Origin of the sequence: Wolbachia endosymbiont (group A) of Conops quadrifasciatus (assembly GCF_964027015.1) — a bacterium.
GTDB lineage: Bacteria > Pseudomonadota > Alphaproteobacteria > Rickettsiales > Anaplasmataceae > Wolbachia.
Window position 1 is genome coordinate 76,089 of the sequence record NZ_OZ034722.1, and the last position, 24,069, is coordinate 100,157.

At 34.7% G+C, this 24,069-nt stretch carries 23 protein-coding genes and 2 pseudogenes; 14 read left to right on the top strand and 11 right to left on the bottom strand.

Annotated features, from left to right (window positions below):
- Positions 1 to 3: 3 nt before the first annotated feature.
- From hflC to AAGD69_RS00430, 3 genes are all read right to left on the bottom strand, one after another.
- On the bottom strand, positions 4 to 876 hold the full coding sequence (gene hflC, locus AAGD69_RS00420) for a protease modulator HflC (protein ID WP_010962867.1): 873 nt from the start codon (positions 874 to 876) through the stop codon (positions 4 to 6).
- Between the two features lie 2 nt (positions 877 to 878).
- Positions 879 to 1,916, bottom strand: a complete 1,038-nt coding sequence (gene hflK, locus AAGD69_RS00425) for an FtsH protease activity modulator HflK (protein WP_341812196.1) — start codon at positions 1,914 to 1,916, stop codon at positions 879 to 881.
- Between the two features lie 82 nt (positions 1,917 to 1,998).
- On the bottom strand, positions 1,999 to 2,214 hold the full coding sequence (locus tag AAGD69_RS00430) for a hypothetical protein (protein WP_341812197.1): 216 nt from the start codon (positions 2,212 to 2,214) through the stop codon (positions 1,999 to 2,001).
- A gap of 156 nt (positions 2,215 to 2,370) precedes the next feature.
- On the opposite strand from AAGD69_RS00430, the gene AAGD69_RS00435 reads away from it, so the two are divergent.
- Both AAGD69_RS00435 and AAGD69_RS00440 read left to right on the top strand, forming a co-directional pair.
- On the top strand, positions 2,371 to 3,807 hold the full coding sequence (locus AAGD69_RS00435; protein WP_341812198.1) for a hypothetical protein: 1,437 nt from the start codon (positions 2,371 to 2,373) through the stop codon (positions 3,805 to 3,807).
- Between the two features lie 651 nt (positions 3,808 to 4,458).
- Complete coding sequence (locus AAGD69_RS00440; RefSeq protein WP_410529852.1) at positions 4,459 to 5,271, top strand: transposase family protein; 813 nt, start codon at positions 4,459 to 4,461, stop codon at positions 5,269 to 5,271.
- A gap of 188 nt (positions 5,272 to 5,459) precedes the next feature.
- Here AAGD69_RS00440 and AAGD69_RS00445 read toward each other — a convergent pair whose 3' ends face one another.
- Positions 5,460 to 6,107, bottom strand: coding sequence for a heme exporter protein CcmB (locus AAGD69_RS00445; protein WP_341812200.1), 648 nt, complete (start codon positions 6,105 to 6,107; stop codon positions 5,460 to 5,462).
- Positions 6,108 to 6,214: 107 nt separating this feature from the next.
- On the opposite strand from AAGD69_RS00445, the gene AAGD69_RS00450 reads away from it, so the two are divergent.
- On the top strand, positions 6,215 to 6,607 hold the full coding sequence (locus AAGD69_RS00450; RefSeq protein WP_341812201.1) for a TraR/DksA family transcriptional regulator: 393 nt from the start codon (positions 6,215 to 6,217) through the stop codon (positions 6,605 to 6,607).
- 172 nt (positions 6,608 to 6,779) lie between these two features.
- On the opposite strand, the gene ubiB is transcribed toward AAGD69_RS00450, so the two are convergent.
- Positions 6,780 to 8,210, bottom strand: a complete 1,431-nt coding sequence (ubiB, locus tag AAGD69_RS00455) for a 2-polyprenylphenol 6-hydroxylase (RefSeq protein WP_341812202.1) — start codon at positions 8,208 to 8,210, stop codon at positions 6,780 to 6,782.
- A complete protein-coding gene (locus AAGD69_RS00460) occupies positions 8,207 to 8,947 on the bottom strand; it encodes a metal ABC transporter ATP-binding protein (protein WP_341812203.1) in 741 nt (246 codons plus the stop codon). The genes ubiB and AAGD69_RS00460 overlap by 4 nt, the downstream gene beginning before the upstream one ends.
- Here AAGD69_RS00460 and AAGD69_RS00465 point away from each other — a divergent pair.
- Positions 8,939 to 9,820 (top strand): zinc ABC transporter substrate-binding protein, encoded by an 882-nt coding sequence (locus AAGD69_RS00465; RefSeq protein ID WP_265033318.1) that lies wholly within the window; start codon positions 8,939 to 8,941, stop codon positions 9,818 to 9,820. The genes AAGD69_RS00460 and AAGD69_RS00465 overlap by 9 nt on opposite strands.
- 74 nt (positions 9,821 to 9,894) lie before the next feature.
- Here the strand turns inward: AAGD69_RS00465 and AAGD69_RS00470 are convergent, their stop codons facing one another.
- Complete coding sequence (locus tag AAGD69_RS00470; RefSeq protein ID WP_341812204.1) at positions 9,895 to 10,170, bottom strand: helix-turn-helix domain-containing protein; 276 nt, start codon at positions 10,168 to 10,170, stop codon at positions 9,895 to 9,897.
- A gap of 25 nt (positions 10,171 to 10,195) precedes the next feature.
- Positions 10,196 to 10,396, bottom strand: a complete 201-nt coding sequence (gene rpmG / locus AAGD69_RS00475) for a 50S ribosomal protein L33 (protein WP_341812205.1) — start codon at positions 10,394 to 10,396, stop codon at positions 10,196 to 10,198.
- Between the two features lie 149 nt (positions 10,397 to 10,545).
- Between rpmG and AAGD69_RS00480 the strand changes: the two genes are divergently transcribed.
- The 5 genes from AAGD69_RS00480 to AAGD69_RS00500 all read left to right on the top strand — a co-directional run bounded on the left by AAGD69_RS00480 (position 10,546) and on the right by AAGD69_RS00500 (position 17,340).
- Positions 10,546 to 12,309 (top strand): Rne/Rng family ribonuclease, encoded by a 1,764-nt coding sequence (locus AAGD69_RS00480; protein ID WP_341812206.1) that lies wholly within the window; start codon positions 10,546 to 10,548, stop codon positions 12,307 to 12,309.
- 87 nt (positions 12,310 to 12,396) lie between these two features.
- On the top strand, positions 12,397 to 14,319 hold the full coding sequence (dnaK, locus tag AAGD69_RS00485) for a molecular chaperone DnaK (protein ID WP_341812207.1): 1,923 nt from the start codon (positions 12,397 to 12,399) through the stop codon (positions 14,317 to 14,319).
- Positions 14,320 to 14,407: 88 nt separating this feature from the next.
- Positions 14,408 to 14,692: a BolA family protein gene (locus AAGD69_RS00490; RefSeq protein WP_341812208.1), complete on the top strand. Its 285-nt coding sequence runs from the start codon at positions 14,408 to 14,410 to the stop codon at positions 14,690 to 14,692.
- Positions 14,693 to 14,699: 7 nt separating this feature from the next.
- On the top strand, positions 14,700 to 15,941 hold the full coding sequence (metC, locus tag AAGD69_RS00495; protein ID WP_341812209.1) for a cystathionine beta-lyase: 1,242 nt from the start codon (positions 14,700 to 14,702) through the stop codon (positions 15,939 to 15,941).
- The gene (locus AAGD69_RS00500) at positions 15,916 to 17,340 is read left to right on the top strand and encodes a UDP-N-acetylmuramoyl-L-alanyl-D-glutamate--2,6-diaminopimelate ligase (protein WP_341812210.1); all 1,425 of its coding nucleotides are present in this window, start codon (positions 15,916 to 15,918) and stop codon (positions 17,338 to 17,340) included. Before metC ends, AAGD69_RS00500 begins: the two co-directional genes overlap by 26 nt.
- Here AAGD69_RS00500 and AAGD69_RS00505 read toward each other — a convergent pair.
- A pseudogene (locus AAGD69_RS00505) lies at positions 17,322 to 18,048 on the bottom strand (ComF family protein). The gene AAGD69_RS00500 and the pseudogene AAGD69_RS00505 overlap by 19 nt on opposite strands.
- Positions 18,049 to 18,085: 37 nt before the next feature.
- On the opposite strand from AAGD69_RS00505, the gene AAGD69_RS00510 reads away from it, so the two are divergent.
- Positions 18,086 to 18,898, top strand: a complete 813-nt coding sequence (locus AAGD69_RS00510; protein WP_410529853.1) for a transposase family protein — start codon at positions 18,086 to 18,088, stop codon at positions 18,896 to 18,898.
- Between the two features lie 259 nt (positions 18,899 to 19,157).
- Here AAGD69_RS00510 and AAGD69_RS00515 read toward each other — a convergent pair whose 3' ends face one another.
- Both AAGD69_RS00515 and AAGD69_RS06910 read right to left on the bottom strand, forming a co-directional pair.
- Positions 19,158 to 20,324, bottom strand: a complete 1,167-nt coding sequence (locus AAGD69_RS00515; protein WP_341812668.1) for an aspartate kinase — start codon at positions 20,322 to 20,324, stop codon at positions 19,158 to 19,160.
- A 90-nt stretch (positions 20,325 to 20,414) separates the two neighbouring features.
- A pseudogene (locus AAGD69_RS06910) lies at positions 20,415 to 20,513 on the bottom strand (IS481 family transposase); the annotation flags it as partial.
- Between the two features lie 485 nt (positions 20,514 to 20,998).
- Between AAGD69_RS06910 and ltrA the strand changes: the two are divergent.
- The 4 genes from ltrA to AAGD69_RS00535 all read left to right on the top strand — a co-directional run bounded on the left by ltrA (position 20,999) and on the right by AAGD69_RS00535 (position 24,039).
- Positions 20,999 to 22,300 carry a group II intron reverse transcriptase/maturase gene (gene ltrA, locus AAGD69_RS00520; RefSeq protein WP_341811720.1) on the top strand — a complete coding sequence of 434 codons (1,302 nt, stop codon included), beginning with the start codon at positions 20,999 to 21,001 and terminating at the stop codon, positions 22,298 to 22,300.
- A gap of 180 nt (positions 22,301 to 22,480) precedes the next feature.
- On the top strand, positions 22,481 to 22,717 hold the full coding sequence (locus AAGD69_RS00525) for a recombinase family protein (RefSeq protein ID WP_341812670.1): 237 nt from the start codon (positions 22,481 to 22,483) through the stop codon (positions 22,715 to 22,717).
- Positions 22,718 to 22,748: 31 nt separating this feature from the next.
- Positions 22,749 to 23,237 (top strand): recombinase family protein, encoded by a 489-nt coding sequence (locus AAGD69_RS00530; protein ID WP_341812212.1) that lies wholly within the window; start codon positions 22,749 to 22,751, stop codon positions 23,235 to 23,237.
- Between the two features lie 385 nt (positions 23,238 to 23,622).
- Complete coding sequence (locus AAGD69_RS00535; RefSeq protein ID WP_341812213.1) at positions 23,623 to 24,039, top strand: hypothetical protein; 417 nt, start codon at positions 23,623 to 23,625, stop codon at positions 24,037 to 24,039.
- Positions 24,040 to 24,069: the final 30 nt, after the last annotated feature.

The following is a 24,069-nucleotide window of genomic DNA, read 5'->3' on the forward strand; positions in this document are numbered from 1 at the left end:
AAATTATTTCCATCCTTTGTTTAAAATATCTAAAAAGTTATTGTTTGGTGAAAGTACAAATTTAGTATTATTTTCGGCAAATGATTTACTGTAAGCGCTCATAGAGCGATAAAAGTTAAAAAACTCTTCATCAACCTTAAATGCCTCATTATAAATTCTAGTTGCTTCAGCATAACCACGGCCCCTTATTTCATATGATTCTTTTACTGCACTGGAGATAATTTCCCTTTTTAATTTATCAGCTTTTGATCTAACTTCCTGCCCAGCTTGCTCTCCTTCTGCTCTAATTTCTTTTGCTTCTTTTTCCCTTTCAGTTTGCATACGGCGAAATATTGCAGAACTATTTTCTTCTGGTAAATCTGCTCTCTTAATTCTTACGTCTATTATTTCTATGCCAAATTTTTCAGCTTCAGAATAAACTCCACGCTGAATCAATTGCATAACCTCTGATCTTTTTTCGTTCAACAAACTAATCAACGAAAATCTGCCTATATTTTCTCTTATGTGTGCTTCTATAACCGGATACAATCTTCTAACCAGCCCTGATTCATTCCTCACAGCCTGGTAAAAAGTAACAGGATTTGTTATTTTATATTTTGCATACGCATCTACTATAATACGTTTTTGATCCGCTGTTATCACTTCCCTTGGGATCTTATCAGGACTTAAATCTAAAACTCTTTTATCAAGAAACTCTACACTATTTATGAATGGTAACTTAAAATATAAGCCACTTTCCCTAACATCTCTTACAACTTTACCGAGTTGTATAACTATCGCTTGCTTTGTTTCTTGCACAACAAATATTGAATTAAATAAAACAATCAATAAAACAACAAATACAGAAACAAAAACAATTTTAATATTACTACTCATGGTTATTTCCCTAAATTTGTAAGAGGTAAATAAGAAAACATACCTTTCAGATCATCAGTTACAACAACTTTGTCTACCTTACTGAAAATATTTTCCATAGTTTCAAGATAAATACGATTCTTAACGAGAGAAGGATTCTGCCTATATTCCTCATAAAGAGATAAAAAGCGATTTGCATTACCTTTTGCTTCATTTATTATTTCATTCTCATATGCCTCTGCATCTAGTTTTATCTTTATCGCTTCACCCTTTGCTCGAGGTATAATGTCATTCCTATAAGCATATGCTTCATTTATGGTACGTTCTTTGTCTGCAATAGCGTTTTGTACGTCTCTAAATGAACTGATTACTTTTTCTGGTGGGTCTATTTTTTTCATCTGGACAGATAAAATTTCTATACCCATTTGATATCCATCAAGGATCTGTTGCAATAAAGTTCTGGTATCTCTGGAAATTTCAACTCTGCCTTGATGACTAAGTGCAAAAGAGATCGTGTTTTTGCCTATTATCTCCCTCATGGTGCTTTCAGCAGCATTTTTAACACTAAAACCAGGTTTATAATCTCGCACTTTAAATAGATAATCTTTGGCATCTCTAACGCGCCACTGAACCTCGAAGTTAACGTTGACTATATTTTCATCTCCAGTTAGCATCACACCTTCACCGCGATCTGTGTCTCGCCCATAAGAACTACTTACCCCAATTTCTTCACGATTTACTTCCTTAACATTCACTTTAAAAACCTTGCCAATAGGGTAGGGGAAGTGATAACGCAAACCAGGTGTTTCTGTATTAGAATATTTACCAAAAGTAAGTTCTATACTTTCCTCACTAGGATGGACAATATAAAAGCCAGTGCAAGCATAGAACAGTAAAATAATGAAAATGATGAAATAAGGTTTTTTGCCCCTGTTTCTGGTTAATCCATTAAGAAAGAACCTTACATCAGATACAGCTTTACTTAAAATATCTTCATTATTAGGAGTTTTGTTCCCTACCGGTTTCTTTCCCAAATTCCAAGGATTATTCTCATCAAACATAATGATTGATTCTATAATTAATACGCTAATATTACTTCTTTAATAAGAAAATGCAAACATAAATTGCTATTTTATTTACAAATTAATCATCAGGATGGAAAACATGATCGTACACTTCCTTTTCTCTATATAGTATGGTCGACTCTATGGAATTTTCTGGCTTTTTTTTGAATTCTTTATTGTCACTCTTTAAGTGCACTACGTCTTCGTGAAAATGGGAATTATACCTAAATAGTAAAGCTATTATTATTAAAGTTATAACAGCCAAAAAGATGAGTGCCCTTTTTATGCACCTCATAAATACTCCGGCTTCTTGACCTAATTTTCTACGCTTCCAAAAAACACGTCAAGCAGAATTATTCAAAGACAAATGAACATTAACAGCCAAATTAACACTAACTTAAGAATTGAGGGTGTACAATATGAATATATTTAATTAATAGTGAGGTTTAAAATGTTAGCCAGTGAACAAACAAATTCAAGTCCTGTTAAAAAAAATTCTCCTTTCATGGAAACTGTGCAGGATAAACTAAAAGATATAAAAAATTTTTCTAATTGGTCTGCAAAAGAGCAAATGATTGCAGTAGGTGTGATGGTTGGTGCATTACTTCCATTTGTGGCAGTTGCTTTACCGGTTGCTGCAACAGGTGCAATAGTTGCCCTTACTCTATTTTTTGCTGTGAAAGCAGTTGAATACACATTCAAAGGGCTCAAATGGTCAGCAGAAAAGACAGTTGATGGGGCGAAATATACTGCCGAGAAAGTTAAGGACGCGTCAACATACGCTGCAGGAAAAATTAGAGATGGTGCTGTGTGTGCTAAAGATAAGATAAAAAGTAGTACAAGTCATGTAGTGCACAATGTATCACAATCGTTAGATCGCTTATCTAGTCAAACTAACTACTCAGATGCAATGTTGAATAGTCAATTGCTTTCAGGTGATGCGAAGAACAAAATTGTTAGTATTAAAGAGCAATTAATGGGTATTTTTAACGATAAAGAAATAGCAAACAAAGATAAGTTGCTTAAAAAGATACTAAAAGACATAGTGTTACAGATCGAATCGAAAAAAGACCATGCGCAAGGAACAGATTCGGAGAAATATGCACCTGAATGGGATAAGCAGATAAATTTTATTAAGCATTTAAATGCTGAGAAGTTACATGATTTGCTAACGAAACAGTCATTACCTAAAGATACTTATTTTCTTTATACTATTTTCTCTGAGCATCACGATAAAGTTGAGAGAATTGTTAAACAATGCAAAACAGAGCACGGGATTTCCAATGTTGTGGAGAAGCTTAATGAAGTGGCAAAAAGGTATGGTGAAAGCAGAAGAGGCTCAATGCAATCACAATTTGGAGGGAGTGGAGTAGAAAAACTACCTCAAGAATCTTTTAGTTCTGATTGTGGGGTGCTTGATAACACTATGACAATAGGACAAAAATCTTCTGGTAAGCAGTTTATTCCAGTTGCTCCACCAGAACTACCTAGAGGCGCCTCATTGACTAACTTAAATGGACAAAGTTCTTTCAGTGAAGATGTTCTCAGTGATCCTATTGTGGAGCAAAACCTGGATAATTTGAGTAACAGAACTTTCACTTGCAGTAATTCTTTTGATAGTGGAAGAGGTTCATCTGGTCCTTCTACACCGAAAAGAAAAAGTTCTTTTATTAATTTGGACTCCTTTGGCAGGGTTGATAGTGGAGATTTACCTGATCCTCTTATACCAAAGAAGCTAAATCTTTCTCAAAATAACTTATCCGAAGCTCGTGCAAATTTGAAAGAGACAGGTCATCTGAACAAACTGGTGGAACAGCCTTCTACGAAAGTAGCTGTTGACACTGACGTTCAACAGCAAGCTGCACAAACAGCTATGAAAACGGACTAAACGAAGCTATTCACCTTCTCCAAAAGGATGTTACTCATTGAGTAACATCCTTTTTTTGTTTTTAAACTATAGAAAAATCCTAGATCCCAGCGGTACGAGTACAACCGTATGAACATTGTAATTTCTCCACTAGGGAAGGTGTCATCCCAGTGCCTTGACTACTTTGATCCAGGAATTTTATTAAGTTGTGAAGCATAAAAGTAGCCGTTTTATGTTAAAATACAACATTTTGATGATTATGAAAAGGCTGGATTCCAGCGTCACGCGCTGGAATGACATGGTGAGGCGTCATCCTGCTGCTCCTTTCTTGCCATCCCAGTAGCCTCCTTTTTTTGTCATCCCAATACCCCCTCTTGTCATCCCAGTGCGTGACACTGGGATCTAAGTTTTTATGCAAAATTATTATATTTATATACTTGCAAATAGGTCCAATTTGGATGATCTATATTGTGAAATTAAGAAATGAGATCCCAGTGTCTGGGCACTGGGATGACAGGGGAAGGAGGCACTGGAATGACAGAAGAGAGTGCTGGAATGACAGAAAAATCTAAAGACCTGCTGCAAAAGGTGATTGAAAAAATAATGTGAGAGAAGTAGAAGAAGAATAAGCAGATTGAGTAAGGTAAAAAAATGAGCTTTAGTTACTATAACATGAAGAAACACCCAAGAAACTTTCGTAATATAACAGGTTTAACTATAGAGGAGTTCGAAAAGGTAGTGGAAAAAGTTAGGTCTGGGTGGGAAAGACTTGAAAAACAGAAAAAGTGCCATGGTAGAAGATCACAACTACCAACTCTAGAAGATAAGTTATTTTGCGTAATTTTGTACTATCGCACTTACATAACACATAGATTTTTAGGGTGCCTGTTCAATGTTCACAACGCAAATGTATGTAGGTTACTGAAGAAAATAGAGCCATTACTTGCCAAAAAAGTTACTATAACAAAAGATAGAAGTATGACACCAGAAAAAATACTGAAGATTCTGGCTGATGTTACAGAACAGCAAATACAGAGACCAGAAGATAGTAAAAAACGGAAGAAATCATATTCAGGAAAAAAAAGAACCAACACTATGAAAACTGAGATTGTTATCGAAGAAGGTGGAAGAATTTTATCAGTGTCAAATTCATATCGTGGTAGAATTAATGATTTTCGCATAAGGAAACAAGAAAAATATTTACCAATCGATAGCATAAAATATGCCGATTCTGGATATCAAGGTTGGCAAAAATTGCAAAGCAATGTTATAATTCCATATAAAAAGTATCGTAAAAAGCCATTAACTCCAGAGCAGAAAGAGCATAATAGAAGATTAGCATCATTTAGAATGAGAGTAGAAAATAAGATCCGTGAGATAAAGATATTTAAGATTATGTCTCATGTTTACCGCAATTTTCAGAAAAAATACAACCTGAGGTTCAATATTATTGCTGGTATTGTGAATCTTAAGCACGCCTTTTAGTTAACCTTGATTTTAGTCACCCTCCTTTCCTTCTTTTTATTGCTTGATTCTCAGCAGGTCTTATGTTGTCAGCTACTTGCATGACACCATTTGTTGTAAACTCACTTTTTCTTGATTTTTTGGTTTATCTTGTCTACCTATTTTGCCACTCTGCTAAACGGATACCTACTGAATAACAGTAAGATTTTTCAATCCTGTTCCACAGCAAATTTTAATGCCATGTGAGTAGTTATAGTGCTGTTAACAATCAAAACGACAAAAATTAACATGGTGATTAGTAGTGTATAAATATTAAAGGACAAATTTTCAAATTGAGTTAGCATTTTAAAATACACAAAGGTTGGCATTATCATTGGCAAAACAAGAATTTGCGATACTCCTGATGCTAAGTTGTTTCGACCAATCATCAATGCATTTCCAGTAGCTGAAATATTAATGATTATCAGCGTATTAAATAATAAAGACACTCCAACTGCTATTGAGTGTTCAATACTATTGCCTAGAACTGCAAAGCTGAATATGGAAGAAACCACTGAAATCGGTAGCCCAAATAATAACCAGTGAACGAAAATTTTATAAGCAACTATAAGCCTAGAAGAGAGTGGCTGTACAAAGATTTGCTCTAATATTCCATCATGATAATCAGATGTAAACAAATTATTTGTAGAGATCTGCAAAACAAATGTAGCACATATCCATGTTAATGTTAACATAACTTCTTGTTTATTGTTGTTTTCAAGTGTAAATGAAGATAAACTTAACATTATAATAAAAATACATACTATATAGGTAAGATTCTTACCATCTATTACTAATTTTTTTACTAAGTCGATCATACTAGGCTTTTAAATGTTTATTATAAATTATAGTGTTTACTTTGAGGGTAGTATAATTTTTTGTTCATAAGTTATATAGGTTTTATTATTTTTTTGATAATGCAATTATGGAAAAGTTACCGAAAATAAAGTCACCAGAGGATTACACTCCTTCAGAAAATGAAGAATATATGAGCGTAAAACAACTGGAATACTTCAGCTTAAAGTTACAATCAATACTCGCTGAGTTGGAGAAACAAGAACTAGAAGATAATAGTATTGATACATACTATTCTGATGGAGATAGTGGAAATGAGGAATTAATCAAGCGCCGAAAAGATAGAAAAGAAAAGATTAAGGAGGCATTAGAAAAAATAAAATTAGGCACTTATGGTTACTGCGATGGAACAGGAGAAGAAATAGGAGTCGAAAGACTTAAAGCTAATCCGCTTGCTATATATTGTATTGAAGAGCAAGAGAGAGTAGAAAAAGAAAAGAACGTGTACAACATTAACGATTAATTTACACATAAGTGGTGAGCCATTGGGCTTCAAGAGGAGCAAGAGGCGGATCAGGACTGAAGTATGTTATGCTATAAAGAAAGTGGAAAATTGGACATTCTCAACTCGACTCCTGCAGATTAAAAATTAAGTTGAATTAAAAATTGGGTTTGACGCAGTTTTTTCCCATAGTTTAAAAAATTAAAAATTTAACGATTAGAATTATAATTACAAACCACAGTAAAAAATAGACTTTTCCATTTGATTTATTTTTAACTTGGATGTTTTCTAATTTTTTATCAGCTATTAGGTTTAATTTTTCTATAAGGCTAAATATCCCTTGGATTGTTTTTACAGGATAAGAATTTCTAATTTTTTCCCTATACCCTATTTTACTTTCATGTTGACTGCTTATCCACGCTTCAACTACTTTCCACATATTGATTTCTGGGTAGATCTTTCTACATGTCCCTTCCAGTAAGATCATAGTTTTCTGCAGCAATAACAATTGTGTTTGAACTTTCATATCAAAATCACCAGTTATTTTTAATAGCTGAGCAAGTAAACTAGCAAATGAAATCTTCTGTATAGGCTGCCCAATAATGGGTTCACCTATTGCCCTGCAAGCTGTGACAAAATTTCTATGCTGTGATGAAACGTAACCAGCTTTAAAGTGTATTTTTGCAACGTGGTCATAATCCCGATTTAAAAAGCCTTTGAGTATCTCTATAACGTAATAGCATGTCTCACGATCTATTCTACCCATGATTCCACAATCCAGGGCAATAATATTGTTATTACTATCAACCATTAGATTTCCAGGATGCATATCAGCATGAAAAAAACAATCCCTGTATACCTGACTACAAAACGATTCTATAAGATTGATAGCTATTTGCTTACGATTATTCAGTTTTTCAACTTCGTATATTGGTGTTGCTTCTATCCATTCTAATGTTAAAACCTTTTTTGCAGTTCTATTCCAATCTATTTCAGGTACATAAAAACCTCTGTCATTTTTTGTGTTTTCCTTTAGTTCTGAAGAGTGAGCAGCTTCAAAACGTAGATCTAACTCTAATCGGCAAATTTCAGTAAAAGTTTTGACTAATTCAATTGGCCTCAGCCTTTTTGATTGTTCGCTAAATTTTTCTACAATTTCTGCAAGCCAAGAAAGCATTTTTATATCCCTTGAGAATGTTTTCTCAATATTTGGCCTTAAAACCTTCACAGCAACTTCCTTACCCTCAGTTGTAACCGCTCTATGCACCTGAGAAATCGATGCTGCTGCAATTGGCTTTTCAGAAAAGCTTGAAAAAATGTCGCTCAATTTACAATTAAACTCACTTTCTATAGTTTTAACTGCTATTTTATGTGAAAATGATGGCAATCTATCACATATCAATAACAAGTTATTTGTTATATCCTCATTTAAAACATCAGTACGTGATGAGATAGACTGCCCAAACTTAATGAACACCGGACCTAATTTTTCAAGAGTACACTTTAGCTTATGGCCTTGTATTTTATTTATTGATTTCTTTGATGGTGGAAGTAAATAAGGTAATATATTGTAACGTGTCAGCACTGTAGTTATGTGCAGAAGACGCAAAATATTTTGAATCATTTTGCTGCGTAACTGCTAAATATTTCATTTAGGGTTCTATTTTTCATAATCTCATCAGGCTTGCCTTGGCAATAGATAGTATTATTTATACAAATTACGTAATCTGAGGATGGTAGAGCAGAGTTAAGATCATGAGAAGTCATAAGAATCGATACCAATCGTTTTTTTGCTATTTTATTTATAATATCATAAAATTTAGCCCGCGCGTTAATATCCATTGCACTGACTGGTTCATCTAGAATGATCAAGTCAGGCTCTGTAATTAAACAACGTGCAAGCAGTAGTAGTTGTGTTTGCCCTGCAGAAATTTCTAACACTTGATTCTTCAAAATGTTACCGATACCAACCAACTCTATCGCTTCTGTAATAATGGATTGATTTTTCTTTAGTCTTTTTAAGGAGCTATTTAAAAGGAAATATTCAACTGTTATTGGCATCAAATTACTAATACTAAAATTTTGCGGCATATAGCCAATTTTTATGTTGTCAGCAAATACGATACTACCGGTACAGCTTTTATTTATGCCAGCAATTGCTTTCACTAAAGAGGTTTTACCTCCACCATTTGGACCAAGTATTGTAATTACGTCTCCTCTTTCCATGAACATATTGATATTGTCAAGGATTCTTTTACCATCATATGTGAGAGCAAGATTTTCTATTTTTAGAACACGATTATTGACATTATTTAACTTTTTGGCAAAATTTAACTTCTTCTCAACGTTTATATGAGACATTTACTGGCTTTTTTTCTATTACTTTCATTTACACTATACTATAATATTGCCTTTTCATCCAATTTAAAAGTTGTAGCTACAATCAAACCTATCCACTCACTTGTAGCTTCTGTGACAGAAGGGATTTTAGAACCGGAATTGCTTGGCTATGCAACATCTGCGCATAATTATATATTAAAGCCGTCTGATGCGAGTAATTTGGAATCAAGTGATGTCATATTTTACACTGACGATAACTTAGAGACGTTTGTTCAAACTTTCGCCAAAAATAATAAAGAACTAGTGCAATTGTCAAAGGTAATCAACCTACTTCCTGCTCGTCCACATTCATTTTCTAGAAAAATTACCAATACTCAAGATGAAAAAGACCTACATATTTGGCTGAGTCCCGAAAATGCAAAGAGCATGGTACTTTTTATAAGTGCAACATTGTCTAACATAGATAAAGAAAATTTCCATCGATACAACTCTAATGCAACAAAAGCCATAAAAAAAATAGACCAAGAAGTAAAAGAAATCGTGAAAGAACTGAATGATTTTAAAAATCAAAAATACATCGTCACTCACGATGCTTATCAATATTTTGAAAAATATTTTGGTTTAAATCACCCAAGTGCCATTCTTTCTATAGAAGAGGATTCGTACATAGGTATGAAGAGTTTAATGAAGCTAAAAAAGATAATGAAGGAAGAAAACGTTAAATGTATATTTGCTCATTCACAAGAAGATAGCATAAAGCCTAATGCTCTTTCTAATGACGCAAAAATGGTAGTTCTTGATCCTATTGGATCAGACATAGAGCCTGGAAAAGATGCATATCTAGCTATAATCAATAGCATTGCACAAAATTTCAAATCTTGTTTTGTTGAGTAACAAGTTCTTTTTAAAATGCCTCTGACTTACTGTTTTATTGTTCTGCATTTAAATCACCATTTGTCCTTTACATATTATACAGGTTTAGAATTATGCTTTATTCTTACGTTTATGTCTTGGTCCAATGCAATCAATAAGTTAAGCAAGTATTCTAAGGAAAACCCTTCGATTTTTGACCTATTGATTTGAGATACTTTAGGTTGATCAATCTTTAGAGCATTTGCTGCTTTTTTCTGTGTTTTGTACCTCTTACTTATTAATTGTGCAATGACCTTTATTAATTTCAGTTTTGTATCTTTTACATCCCCCAACTCTACTATTATAGGATAACTTAATTGTAAATTTTGCATAATAATAAAATTCCTTATAAAAAAACTACTTTAATTTTTCTTCTTTAAATAATGCGTGCCTTCTGACTACTGGGTCATACTTCCTAAACTCCAGTTTTCTGGTGAGCTTTTTTGGATTACGCTTTTTTACATAAAAATAGCCAGTCGATTTTTCTTCACCAGTTTTTGTTATCTTGATTGCAGTGCTGACTAACTTAACGAGCAAAGAAGCATTTTTTTTCGCCATACTTATAATGATATAATAAATTCTATGCGAGTTTATTACGCAAAACACTAAAAGTCAACCGAATAATGCAGATCGTAAAATTCTTGACAATCAACAGTGCATTAAGTAGCATGAAGTTAACTTCAGAATGAAAAGCAAACGGTAAATAAGTGGCAAATAGTGGCAAAAGGTTATTATTGATAGAAAATTCTGCCTATTCTAATGAGGTAAGAGTTGCCTTATCAGTTAATAATAAGGTTGTAGAATTTGAACAAGAATTCAAGGAAAAAAAACAATTAAGAGGTAATATATACGTTGCTTATGTAAAGCGTATAGAGCCTTCTTTGCAAGCCGTATTTATTGAATATGGAAAAAACAAGCAAGGTTTTTTATCTTTTTCCGAGATATCTCTAGATTACTTCAATATTCCAGAAAAAGAAAAGGAAACTATCTTTGAGGGCTACTCAAATGACGATTGTACAGAAGAAGCTTCAGCAAATGTTTCTTCAGATTCTGCAGCTAGTAAGAATGTCAACGAGTTAGGTAGTGGTTTTGTAAGAGAGGTACCTTTATATAAAAAATACAAATTACAAGATGTTATTTCAGTAAATCAAAAAGTATTGGTCCAGCTAACTAAAGAGGAACGAGGCAATAAAGGAGCTTCATTTACAACATACATAACTTTAGTGGGTAGATACTGTGTTTTCATGCCAAATTCCATGAGTAAAGGTGGAGTGTCTCGCAGAATTGAAGATGCTAATGTCAGAAAGCAGTTAAAGGATATACTTAGTTCAATAAACTTGCCAAAAAGATCAGGTTTAATAGTAAGAACTGTTGGTTCAGGAAAAGATAAGAAAGAAATTGAGCAGGATTACAATTACTTATCCTCATTATGGCAGAGCATTCAAAAAAATGCCTTCTCTGTAAATGCTCCATCATTAATTTACAACGAAGCAGATGTAATTATGAGATCTGTTCGTGATTTTTGTAGCGATGGTATAGAAGTCATAGTATCTGGGAAGGAAGCTTTTGAAGCAGTGAGACAATATACTAAAAATGCATTAAAAGGTAGTAAGTTGCGTTACAGATTGTATAGAGGTTCTATCCCAATCTTTACTTACTATGGAATCGAAGATCAAATTTCTGAGTTATATAGCAATAGGGTAGAGTTGCCATCTGGTGGGTCTTTGGTAATAACTTTAACTGAGGCGTTTGTTTCAATAGACGTAAATTCAGGAAAGATGACAGGAGAAGATAGCATAGAAGAAACAGCTTATAGAACCAATATGGAAGCAGTACCTGAAATATCAAGACAGGTGAATCTTAGGGGCCTATCAGGATTAATAGTAGTCGATTTTATTGACATGTTGAAATATCAGTATTGCAGAGCTGTTGAGTCTGCTATAAAGCAAGCGTTTAAAGACGATAAAGCTAAAGTTCAATTTAGCTACATAAATGACTTTGGTTTAATGGTATTTTCAAGACAAAGAATTAAACCAAACATACAAGAAATTAATACTACAGAGTGTTTACACTGCAAGGGTATTGGAAGAGTAAAATCGAACGAAGTAATTGTTGCATCGATACTAAGGGATTTACAACACATTGCTCATAGGAACCAAAATAAGTCTTTTGATTTAGTAGCGCATAGTGCGGTTATAGCGCATATTTTTAATAATAAACGGAATACAGTTTCTACAATCGAAAAAGAGTTTAATATTACATTGAACATTAGTATTGATAACAGTTTAGATGTAAATACATTTGTTTTAAAACAAGGAGATGATGTTAATTCAAACGGTTATAAGCCATTACAGAACTCTGGATACCAAATTGAGGATAGCAGCAATGAAGAAGTTGATAATTCAAATAAACTACTAGGCAATTTTTGGCTGACTAAATGGCTTTCGCGCTTTTTAAGTTCTAATAACTAATTAGAAACCCTAAATTGGGCTTGTAATTAATAAGTCCTATACTTATATATTCTTATATCAGATAATATTTACAATGGGGTACTCATTATGGGAAGAGCAATAGGCATAGATCTCGGAACAACAAATTCTTGTGTTGCAATAATGCAGGGCAAGGATACAAAGGTAATAGAAAATAAAGAAGGGGCAAGAACTACTCCATCTATAGTTGCATTTACTTCGTCAGGAGAAAGGTTGATTGGCGCTCCTGCAAAAAGACAAGCAACCACCAATGCAAGTAATACTTTTTTTGCTACTAAGAGATTAATAGGCCGTCAATACGGTGATTCTGAAATGAAAAATCTAAACGTGCCGTATAAAGTGTTTGCAGCAAAAAATGGTGACGCATGGGTTAAAACCACTGATAATAAAGAATACTCTCCTAGTCAAATTGGTGCATTCATACTACAAAACATGAAAGAAGCAGCAGAAGCTTATCTTGGAGAGGAAGTAAAAGATGCTGTGATAACAGTGCCAGCATACTTCAACGACTCTCAACGTCAAGCAACAAAAGATGCAGGAAAAATCGCCGGATTAAATGTACTCAGAATGGTAAATGAACCGACTGCTGCAGCGCTTGCTTATGGTCTTGATAAGAAACATGGGCACACAATAGTGGTATATGACCTTGGTGGTGGTACATTTGATGTCTCAATACTTGAAATAGGTGAAGGGGTTTTTGAAGTAAAGGCTACAAATGGTGACACTCATCTTGGAGGTGAAGACTTTGATAACGCAATAGTGAGTTATTTACTAGATGAATTCAAGAAAAGTAATGGCATTGATTTGAAAAATGATCCAATGGCTATGCAAAGAATCAAAGAAGCTGCTGAAAAAGCGAAAATTGAATTATCAAGTGCAATGGAAACGGAAATAAATCTACCGTTTATTACAGCTGATGCAAGTGGTCCAAAACACTTAAATATGAAATTAACGAGAGCAAAACTTGAAAGCTTAGTGAATGGTTTAATCGAAAGAACTATGGCTCCTTGTAAAAAAGCTCTTGAGGATGCTGGTTTGTCTGCTAGTCAAATTGGCGAAGTGGTTCTCGTTGGGGGCATGACTCGTATGCCAAAAGTCATAGAGAAAGTTAAAGAATTCTTTGGTAAAGATCCACATAGAGGAGTAAATCCTGATGAAGTTGTAGCAATTGGAGCTGCAATACAGGCGGGAATCATTCAAGGTGATGTAAGAGATGTGTTACTACTTGACGTGACTCCACTTTCTCTTGGTATTGAGACTCTAGGAGGAGTATTCACTCCACTTATTGAACGTAATACTACTATTCCCACTAAAAAATCTCAGGTGTTTTCAACTGCAGAAGATAACCAAACAGCCGTTACAATTAAGGTACATCAAGGTGAAAGAAAATTGGCGGTTGATAACAAGCTACTTGGTCAGTTTAGTTTGGAAGGGATACCTCCTGCTCCTCGTGGAGTTCCTCAGATTGAAGTAACATTTGACATAGATGCAAATGGAATAGCACACGTTTCTGCAAAAGATAAAGCTACAGGAAAAGAGCAAAAAATACGCATTCAATCTTCAGGTGGTCTATCTGATGATGAAATAAATCGCATGGTAAAGGAAGCTGAAGAAAAAGCGCAAGAAGATGAAAAGCGCAAAAAGTATATTGAAGTGAAGAATCAAGCGGATAGTTTAGTTCATTCTACAGAAAAGTCTCTGACAGAGTATGGTGATAAAGTTTCACCAGAAGATAAATCTGCTATTGAAAATGCAGTTAACGAATTAAAAGAAGTTAGTAAATCTGATAACATTGATGACGCTGATTCAATCCAGCAGAAAGTTACTAATCTTTCTCAATTATCTATGAAACTTGGAGAAGCTATGTATAATGCCTCACAACAAAATAGTGCTGGAAATGGCTTTTCATCAGAAGGGAATCCAAATGATAAAGAAGAAAAAGTAGTAGATTCTGATTATCAAGACATAGATAATAAGGAAGAGAATAAATAAGGTTGTATTGTTATATCACTTTTCCTTTCATCCCAGTGTCAGCTACTTGGATGACAAGAGGAGCATGTTGTTGCTTAAAGAAACCATTATGGATATTATTAAAACAATAGAAGAAAAGATACGCGATTCGATAGATGTAATTGATATGAACATTGTCGATGAATCAGCAAAGCATGCTGATCATTATTTTGCTTCATCTTCAACATTACCTTCGCACATTAAATTAATATTAATATCTGACGGCTTTATTGGAATGAGCATTCTAAAAAGACATAAGTTGATTTATGAGTTATTGAAGGGTGAGATAGAGCTAATACATGCAATTTCTCTTCACTTGTATACGCAAAACGGGTACAATTTAAAAAATAAATAATAAAAATGTGAAGGAAGAGTCTATATTAGTTAAAGCAGGAAGAAAATTTAATGACTATAAAGGTTCTATGAACCCGCCAGTTTATCATTCTTCTACCATATTATTTCCTACTTACAAGGACTACTTAAATGCAGCAAATGGAGAAAGTATATACGATGTAATCAACGATGGTGTTGCAAGGGATTATAGCTACAGTAATGTTGGTACTCCTACTGTCCATTATCTTTCAAATGCACTGGCTGAAATTGAAGGGAGTGGGCAAGCGCTTATTTATCCTTCCGGACTATTTGCACTTACTTTTGCTATTTTGACTTTCACTAAAGCAGGCTCGCACGTTTTAATTCAAGATAATAGTTATTATAGGCTTAGGAGGTTTGCAGAAAATGAGCTACCAAAAAGAGGAACAGAAGTAACTTTTTATGATCCAACGCAGGATATAACTGATTTAATTCAGAGTAATACTTCATTGATAATGATCGAGACTCCTGGTTCTATAATGTTTGAGATTTCGAATATAGAGCATATAGTAAAAGTTGCTAAAGAACGTGGAATCGTAACCGTTTGCGACAATTCATGGGCCACTCCTTTGTTATTTAAGCCGCTTGATTATGGAATTGATGTTGCACTATATGCAGTGACAAAGTATCTAGCCGGTCACTCAGATTTAGTTATGGGAGCTATTATTGCTGAAGGTGAAATTTTTAAATTGCTTTATGAGAGCTATAAAAATTATGGAGTAACCATTCAATCGCACGACTGCTACCTTGCACACAGGGGACTAAGAACACTGCACACACGTATGAAAAGGCACCAAAATACAGCAATGGAAGTGGCAAAGTGGCTAGAAGCACAGCAAAAAGTTAGAAAGGTTTTATATCCAGCACTTCCCTCCCATCCTCAACACGAATTATGGAAAAGTTACTTCAAAGGAGCAAGCGGCACATTCAGTATAGCACTGGATAGAGAATATTCATGTGAAGAACTAAGCTGCATGGTTGATCATATGAAAATTTTTAGTATTGGTGCTTCTTGGGGAGGGTGCGACAGTTTGATATTACCAGTAGATCGTAGATCTATGTCAAGATCTGTAATGAATTCAGATTGTGGTGGAAGTTTCGTGCGAATATTTTGTGGACTGGAAGATCCTGAAGATTTAATCTTTGACCTTAATGACGCACTAAAAAGGCTACCATGTTTAGACTTTCAAAACGATGAAGTAGGACATGAAACTGAGAGAATTACTGCATGATATTGTTGATGTTAACTTTGACGTTGAAATCAAGGGCGTTACATGTAATCCCAAGAGAGTCAAGGAAGGTTATCTTTTCGTTTGTGTGTCAGAAAGGGATAGGATTTACATAGATCAGATATTATCTTGTGGAGCTAAAGCGATAATTGCAAATGATTGCATAACAAATGGTGTCATTCCATTGCGTGACGCTGGAATTCATATTTTCCACCCAAATCCTCAAGAAATATACAGCGAAATAGTCAGCAGGTTTTATCAATTCAAACAGCCCAAATATGTTGCTGCTGTAACTGGTACGAATGGTAAAACTTCAGTAGTAGAATTTTGCCGTCAGATCTGGCAGAATGCTGGCTATAATGCTGCGTCTATTGGAACACTTGGAACATGCATCAATAATGGTAGAAAAGGTAATAGCAACAGTCTTACCACTCCAGGTGCAGATGACCTTTACGCAACATTGCGTGGTATAAATGTAGAACACTTAGTGTTAGAAGCATCAAGTCATGGGATTGATCAATATAGAATCCATGGATTAAAGTTGAGTGCTGCAGCTTTTACTAATTTCTTGCAAGATCATTTAGATTACCATAAAAATCTTGGTGAATATTTAGAAACTAAAGAAAGGTTATTTTACGAGGTATTACCAGAAGGAAAAACAGCGATTTTAAATGCGGATATAGATGAATACTACGCGTTACTTAAGATAGCTGAAAAACGCAGCAACAAAATTATCACCTATGGAAAAACAGGCTCTGATATTACTTTATTGGAGCAAACACCAACCCCTAATGGTCAACACCTTACAATAAAAATTGGTGGTGAAATTTATGATACGTTTTTTCCGGTTCTGGGGCAATTCCAAGCATATAATCTGTTGTGTGCAATGGGTATAGTTACCTCGTCTGGACTGAATTACAGAGAAATATGCGTAGAAAAACTCGTTTCTCCACCAGGAAGAATGGAAAAAGTGAAACCTTTTGCATTTGTGGATTACGCTCATACTCCAAGTGCGCTTAAACAAGCCCTATTGTCTTTAAAATGGCACTTCAATAAAAAAATAATTCTAGTTTTTGGTTGTGGTGGCAATCGTGATCAAACAAAACGCGCAGAAATGGGTAAAGTAGCACAAATATATGCAGACAAAGTGATAATCACGGATGACAATCCGCGTGATGAGAATCCTGCAGAAATTCGTCGTGGTATTTTACTACATTGCCCTAATGCGCTAGAGATAGAAGATAGAAGAGAAGCTATAGAGGAAGGAGTAGATATTGCCTATAACGAGGGTATGATTCTGCTAGTTGCAGGAAAGGGGCACGAAAGATTTCAAATCATAGGGAATCAAACCTTTGAGTTTAGTGATGTTGAGGTTATTAAAAATCACATTTTAACATGCTGATTTTCACAATCATTCACCGTTCTTGCAAGCGATAGCACTCTCACTTCTTTTGCACCGGAGTTTAAAATTTCTTGAGAGCAAGATCTTACAGTTGCTCCGGTTGTTACCACGTCATCAACTAATATCACGATTTTATTTTCGATAATTTTCTTGTTGCTTATGCTAAAAGCCTTTTTCAAATTTTTTTTCACGCTGTTTAAGTGAAAGACCAGCTTGAGGCGCAGTATGGCGAAGACGTTTTATTGCAAATGGCGTATAGGATAAATTGGACAACTTACTCAACTCTTTTGCAAGCAATGCTGCTTGATTATATTTACGTTTAAACAAGTGCATTTTATGTAACGGTATAGGAATTATGACCTCTGCGTTCTGAAACGTATCCTGATTAGCTTGGTGTATCCACTTTGCATAGATTTTTACGTAATTCAAATTATCAAAAAATTTGAAATTTATAATCATGTTTTTACTATGTTGATCATAAGCAAAAACTGATCTTAATACTTTAAACGGTGGAGGATTGATGATGCACTTACCACACGTATGAATATTGTCTGAGATTACTACGCCACAAAAATTGCAGTAATGCTTAGTTAGAAAATTGATTTTTTTGTTGCATTCACTACACAGATTAAGATTTTCATCAATAGACCTGCTGCAAAAGGTGATTGAAAAAATAATGTGAGAGAAGTAGAAGAAGAATAAGCAGATTGAGTAAGGTAAAAAAATGAGCTTTAGTTACTATAACATGAAGAAACACCCAAGAAACTTTCGTAATATAACAGGTTTAACTATAGAGGAGTTCGAAAAGGTAGTGGAAAAAGTGAGGTCTGGGTGGGAAAGAGTTGAAAAACAGAAAAAGTGCCATGGTAGAAGATCACAACTACCAACTCTAGAAGATAAGTTATTTTGCGTAATTTTGTACTATCGCACTTACATAACACATAGATTTTTAGGGTGCCTGTTCAATGTGCACAACGCAAATGTATGTAGGTTACTGAAGAAAATAGAGCCATTACTTGCCAAAAAAGTTACTATAACAAAAGATAGAAGTATGACACCAGAAAAAATACTGAAGATTCTGGCTGATGTTACAGAACAGCAAATACAGAGACCAGAAGATAGTAAAAAACGGAAGAAATCATATTCAGGAAAAAAAAGAACCAACACTATGAAAACTGAGATTATTATCGAAGAAGGTGGAAGAATTTTATCAGTGTCAAATTCATATCGTGGTAGAATTAATGATTTTCGCATAAGGAAACAAGAAAAATATTTACCAATCGATAGCATAAAATATGCCGATTCTGGATATCAAGGTTGGCAAAAATTGCAAAGCAATGTTATAATTCCATATAAAAAGTATCGTAAAAAGCCATTAACTCCAGAGCAGAAAGAGCATAATAGAAGATTAGCATCATTTAGAATGAGAGTAGAAAATAAGATCCGTGAGATAAAGATATTTAAGATTATGTCTCATGTTTACCGCAATTTTCAGAAAAAATACAACCTGAGGTTCAATATTATTGCTGGTATTGTGAATCTTAAGCACGCCTTTTAGTTAACCTTGATTTTAGTCACCCTCCTTTCCTTCTTTTTATTGCTTGATTCGCAGCAGGTCTCTTGTCATTCCAGCGCGTGACGCTGGAATACAGAAAACTTAACTGCAAGTAAATGCATTGGATTTGGTGAGTGTAGGCTTTAGTTAAAATGAAACACTTTCGATCAAAAACTGGATCCCAGTGTCTGGGCACTGGGATGACACCCTCCTGGTAGGCCCAAATTGCAATGTTCGTACAGTTGTGGACGTCGAGCCTATCCTAGTGTTGCATATCAAGCTCATATTCAGTATGTAAATCTTTGACCAAAGCTACAACGTATTCTTTTTGAACAATTATACTGATTTTGATTTCAGATGTTGTGATAGCAAGTATTTCTATCTTTTTTTCGCTTAAAACCTCGAGTGTGCGGTGCATCACTTCAGTGTTAGACATAACACCAATACCAATTATTGAAATTTTAGCTATATTATCGTTTATAGCATAATTTTCATTCTTATTCAGTAACTTTTCCATTAAATCAATATCAAATTTGGAGATAACAAAACTTGACCCATGTATCATATCAATTTTAACGTTTGCCCCTACTATATCTCTTAAAGTACGCAAGTTATTTGCAAGGTTAGTGAAAGTTACAAGAGCTTCATTAGTGCTATAAGCTATTCCAGTAATTAAGTATCTCTCTAGTACATCCCTTTTGTGTAGTACTGTGGTGCCTTCTACTTCTTTAAAAGTGGATAGCACTTGCACTTTAATGTTATGCTTCATTGCAAGTTGTACTGAACGATTATGCAGTATTTTAGCACCAGATGACGACATTTCCAACATTTCATCGTAAGAGATAAATTTGAGCTTGCGTGCCTTTGGAACAATTCTCGGGTCTGCTGTATATATTCCATCAATATCAGTAAAAATTTCGCAAGTTCTAACACCAAAGGCTACCGTGAAGGCAACTGCTGATATGTCAGAGCCTCCTCTTCCAAAAGTAGTGATTCTATCATCATTTATACCCTGAAAACCAGCGATGATCGCAGCAGTATAACCCTCAGCAAAAGATCTTTTCACACGGTCAATCTTTATTGTTTTTATTTTAGACTCAGAATAAAAATCATCAGTTACAATTGGTAACTGCCAGGCAAGCCACGATTTAGCATTAACTCCGATCGATTGGAGAGTGATAGCTAATAGACCGCAAGAAATTTGTTCTCCTGCTGAAAGCATAACGTCATACTCTGATAACTCTTGTCTGCAACTTAAATTTGAGATTTGCCTAGCCTGAAAAGCCATTTGGTCAGTAAATCCTGCAACAGCAGATACAATAACGATTACATTACAACCTTTCTCAATATCGTTTTTTATCAAATTTGCAACTCGGTTTAAATCAGTTAGCGAAGTCCCACCAAATTTTTTTATAATTATTTTGTCCATAGTTACAATATAACTCTCTTCTGAAGAAAAATATAGTTTTTGTAGAGATAGAGGTTGTCCGGAAACTAGAATTAAGGTAGAGTATAAGATGTATGGTTCCAGAGTGTGATGGTGTGGATCTATTATAAATAATTCAGGAGACTTTGTCAGATGAGAACATATAAATTCAAAATATGCAAGGTGCGCCAAGAAGTGCGTAAGGAACAGTTGGTGAAAATCTAACTCAGGTAAAGCCTAGCCAGCAATCTGGAACGAACTATTATGCTACGTAAGGTAACAAGCGTAGTAGGGCTAATAGAAGGGACAATATAGGATGCAACGAAAGTAAAGGTATTGAGTCCCGAAATTTTTGACGATATGGAGGTTGACGCTCTCTTGCAGGCGGAAGACAAAATAAGTGATAACGAAAAGGCAAGATATCACTTGCTCCATCGGGATCTAAGGCCGTGTCATGTGTTGAGATGGAACTTACGTGAACTTGGGAGATCCTTTGTATTCCCAATAGGGTACTCTAGAACAAGTCAATAAAGGCGAGGACTGGGGAAAGATACGAAGGAAGTCGGACTAACTGATAGTACTCAGAGTGTGGGAAAGCCACATACAAGGGGAAGCGGTTAGCAATATAGTAACTGGTATAAGGATTGCTATACAAATACAACAGAGATTGGAGGAATATGCAAGGAAAACTAGACCAGATAGTAGAAAGAGCGAAGCGAGATAAACGATTGAAATTCACATCGTTAGTGCATCTGATAAATGCAGAGAATCTTGCAGAGTGCTATAAGGAACTAAAACGAAACAAGGCTTGCGGTATAGACCAGGTAACAGTGGAAACTTACGGAGAAAATCTTGAAGAGAAGCTTAGAACTCTAGTGGATAGCATGAAGAAAAAGCAGTATCAACCGCAACCGGTGAAAAGGGTATATATACCAAAAACTGGGAGCAAAGAGAAACGCGGGCTCGGAATACCATCAACAGAAGATAAGTTGGTACAGATAATGTTAAAGAAGATACTAGAAAGTATTTATGAAACAAATTTTCTGGACAACTCTTATGGATTTCAACCAGGAAGAAGCTGTCATCAAGCGGTCAAAACACTGAATAAAGCAGTTATGGACAAACCAATTAATTACATTGTAGAAGTGGATATCAAGAAGTTCTATGATAATATTCAGCATAAATGGCTAATGAGATGTCTGAGAGAGAGGATAACAGACCCCAACTTATTGTGGTTAGTAAAACGGTTTCTCAAGGCAGGAATAGTTGAAGCTGGACATTATGAAGCAACCGAACAAGGTACACCACAAGGCGGTATAGTAAGCCCAATATTAGCTAAAATATACCTACATTATGTATTGGATTTGTGGTTTGAAAAGAAATTTAAACCTAGATCCAGAGTGAGTATGCAGCTAATAAGGTTTTGCGACGATTTTGTAGTGTGCTGCGAAAAGGAAGAAGATGCGAAAGAGTTCTTGGAATTGCTGAAACAAAGATTAAGAAAATTTGGATTGGAAATATCTGAAAACAAAACAAGAATAGTAAAGTTTGGCAAGAGAGAATGGTATCAAGCAGAAAGAGAGAAACGAAGAAAGAATAGCTTCAAATTTCTTGGATTTACCCATTATTGTGGAAAGAGTCGTAATGGTAGACTAATGATAAAACAGAAAACTGTAAAAACAAGTCTAGCCAGAAAGATTAAAGAAATCAAAGAATGGATGAAGAGAATTCGAAATCACGATCGTCTTAAAGAATGGTGGCAGAAACTCAAAACTAAACTAACAGGACACTATAGCTATTTCGGAATTAGCGGAAATTATCGATGTTTAAGTCAATTCTATCGATCGATAACAAGGCTAGCATTTAAGTGGATAAACCGACGTAGTCAAAAGAGAAGTATGAAGTGGGAGCAATTCAACCATTACTTACTAGTCAATCCACTACCAAAGCCAAAAATACACTATTCTTTATATACATGAGAGCGAATGCTATGAATGCTATTATTGTGGAGCCGTGTGCGGGAAAGCTGCATGCAAGGTTCTTGTGGGGAAGTTATAAGAACAAAACTCAAACAAGAGGTATAGGACTATGACTTCTACCGAACAGTTTCTTCAGGGAGACAAGCACAAGAAGGTACAATAGCAAGTCAAATTGCTTCTATAGAGAATCAAATTAGTATGGACGGACATAAATTATTAAATGAATATAAATTTATTGATAATGGTTCTAATATAATCCGTCCTGGTTTAGAAAAATTACGTGATAAAATAGCAGAAGGTAGAATTGATAAGGTTTATATTCATTCTCCTGATCGTTTATCTCGCAAGTATGCATATCAGATGGTATTACTTGAAGAGTTCAAGAAACTAGGAGTAGAAGTCATTTTTTTAAATTAGCGATAATCCAGAATCTCAATTACTATTATAAATGCAAGGTATGATAGCAGAATATGAACGTGCAAAAATCATGGAACGAAGCTGCAGAGGAAAGATTTATGCAGCCAATAAGGATTATATAAGTGTAATGAGAGCTGCTCCTTATGGCTATCATTATATAAATAAAAATACAGAGACAGGACAAGCCTTATTTGAAATTTATGAAGAAGAAGCTGAAGTTATGCGTAAAGTATTTTTTTGGGTAGGAAGAGAAAGAGCGAGTATAGGAGAAGTATGTCGTGGGCTAAGTGCTATGTCCGTTATGAAGCGAACAGGAAAAGAATATTGGGATAGGGCTGTAGTTTTGAGTATGTTAAAAAACTCTGCTTATAGAGGACAAGTAGCTTTTGGTAAAACAAGGTTAGGCATAAAATTAAAACATATAAGACCAAAAAAAACTCCTGCGAGCAACCAAAAGATAATTATTCTACTTATCCTGTTCCAAAAGAGGATTGGATTTATATTAAAGTACCTAGTATAGTAAACGAAGATTTATTTGATATAGTTCAAGAACAATTAGCAGAGAATAGAAAAATAGCAAGAACAAGACAAAGAGGAGCAAGATATTTATTGCAAGGTTTAGTAGTATGTAAGCTTTGTAATTATGCATATTATGGTACTAGCACTGCAAGGAATAAGGAGGAAAAAAAACTAATAATCAGGTGTATTATCGTTGTATTGGCACGGATTCATACCGTTTTGGTGGTAATAAAATGTGTAACAACAAATTAATTCGTACAGATACATTAGACATAGCTGTGTAGGAAGAAGTAAAGCATCTATTAAAAAATCCGAATAGAGTATTAGAGGAGTATAAACGAAGACTTTCAGAACTTAAAAAATCACCACTAGATCAAAAAAGCGCTTTGCTTGAAGCACAAGAAGATAAATTAAAACGTGGTATTGCAAGGTTAATTGATAGTTATGCTCAAGAATATATTGATCAAGAAGAATTTGAGCCAAGAATTAAAGCAATGAAACAAAACTTAAAAATGGTTGAAGAACAAAAGAAAAAAACATTTGATCAGAAAAAACTCACACAAGAGTTCACTCTAGTAGTAACAAATTTAGAGGGATTTTCCTCTAGTATTAACTCAAGTCTTGATAATGCAGACTGGCTAACTAAACGTGATATTATTAGAACGTTAGTTAAGCGAATTGAGATTAATTTTGAGGATGTGAACATCGTGTTTAGAGTGAAAGAGCTTCCAGACTCTTCTCATGGGGAGAAAAATCAATACTTGCAATGTTGTTGTAGGGGTAGTCATCCCGCTGCTTGTTAGCGGGATCTAGAGATACTGCGGCGGTATGAC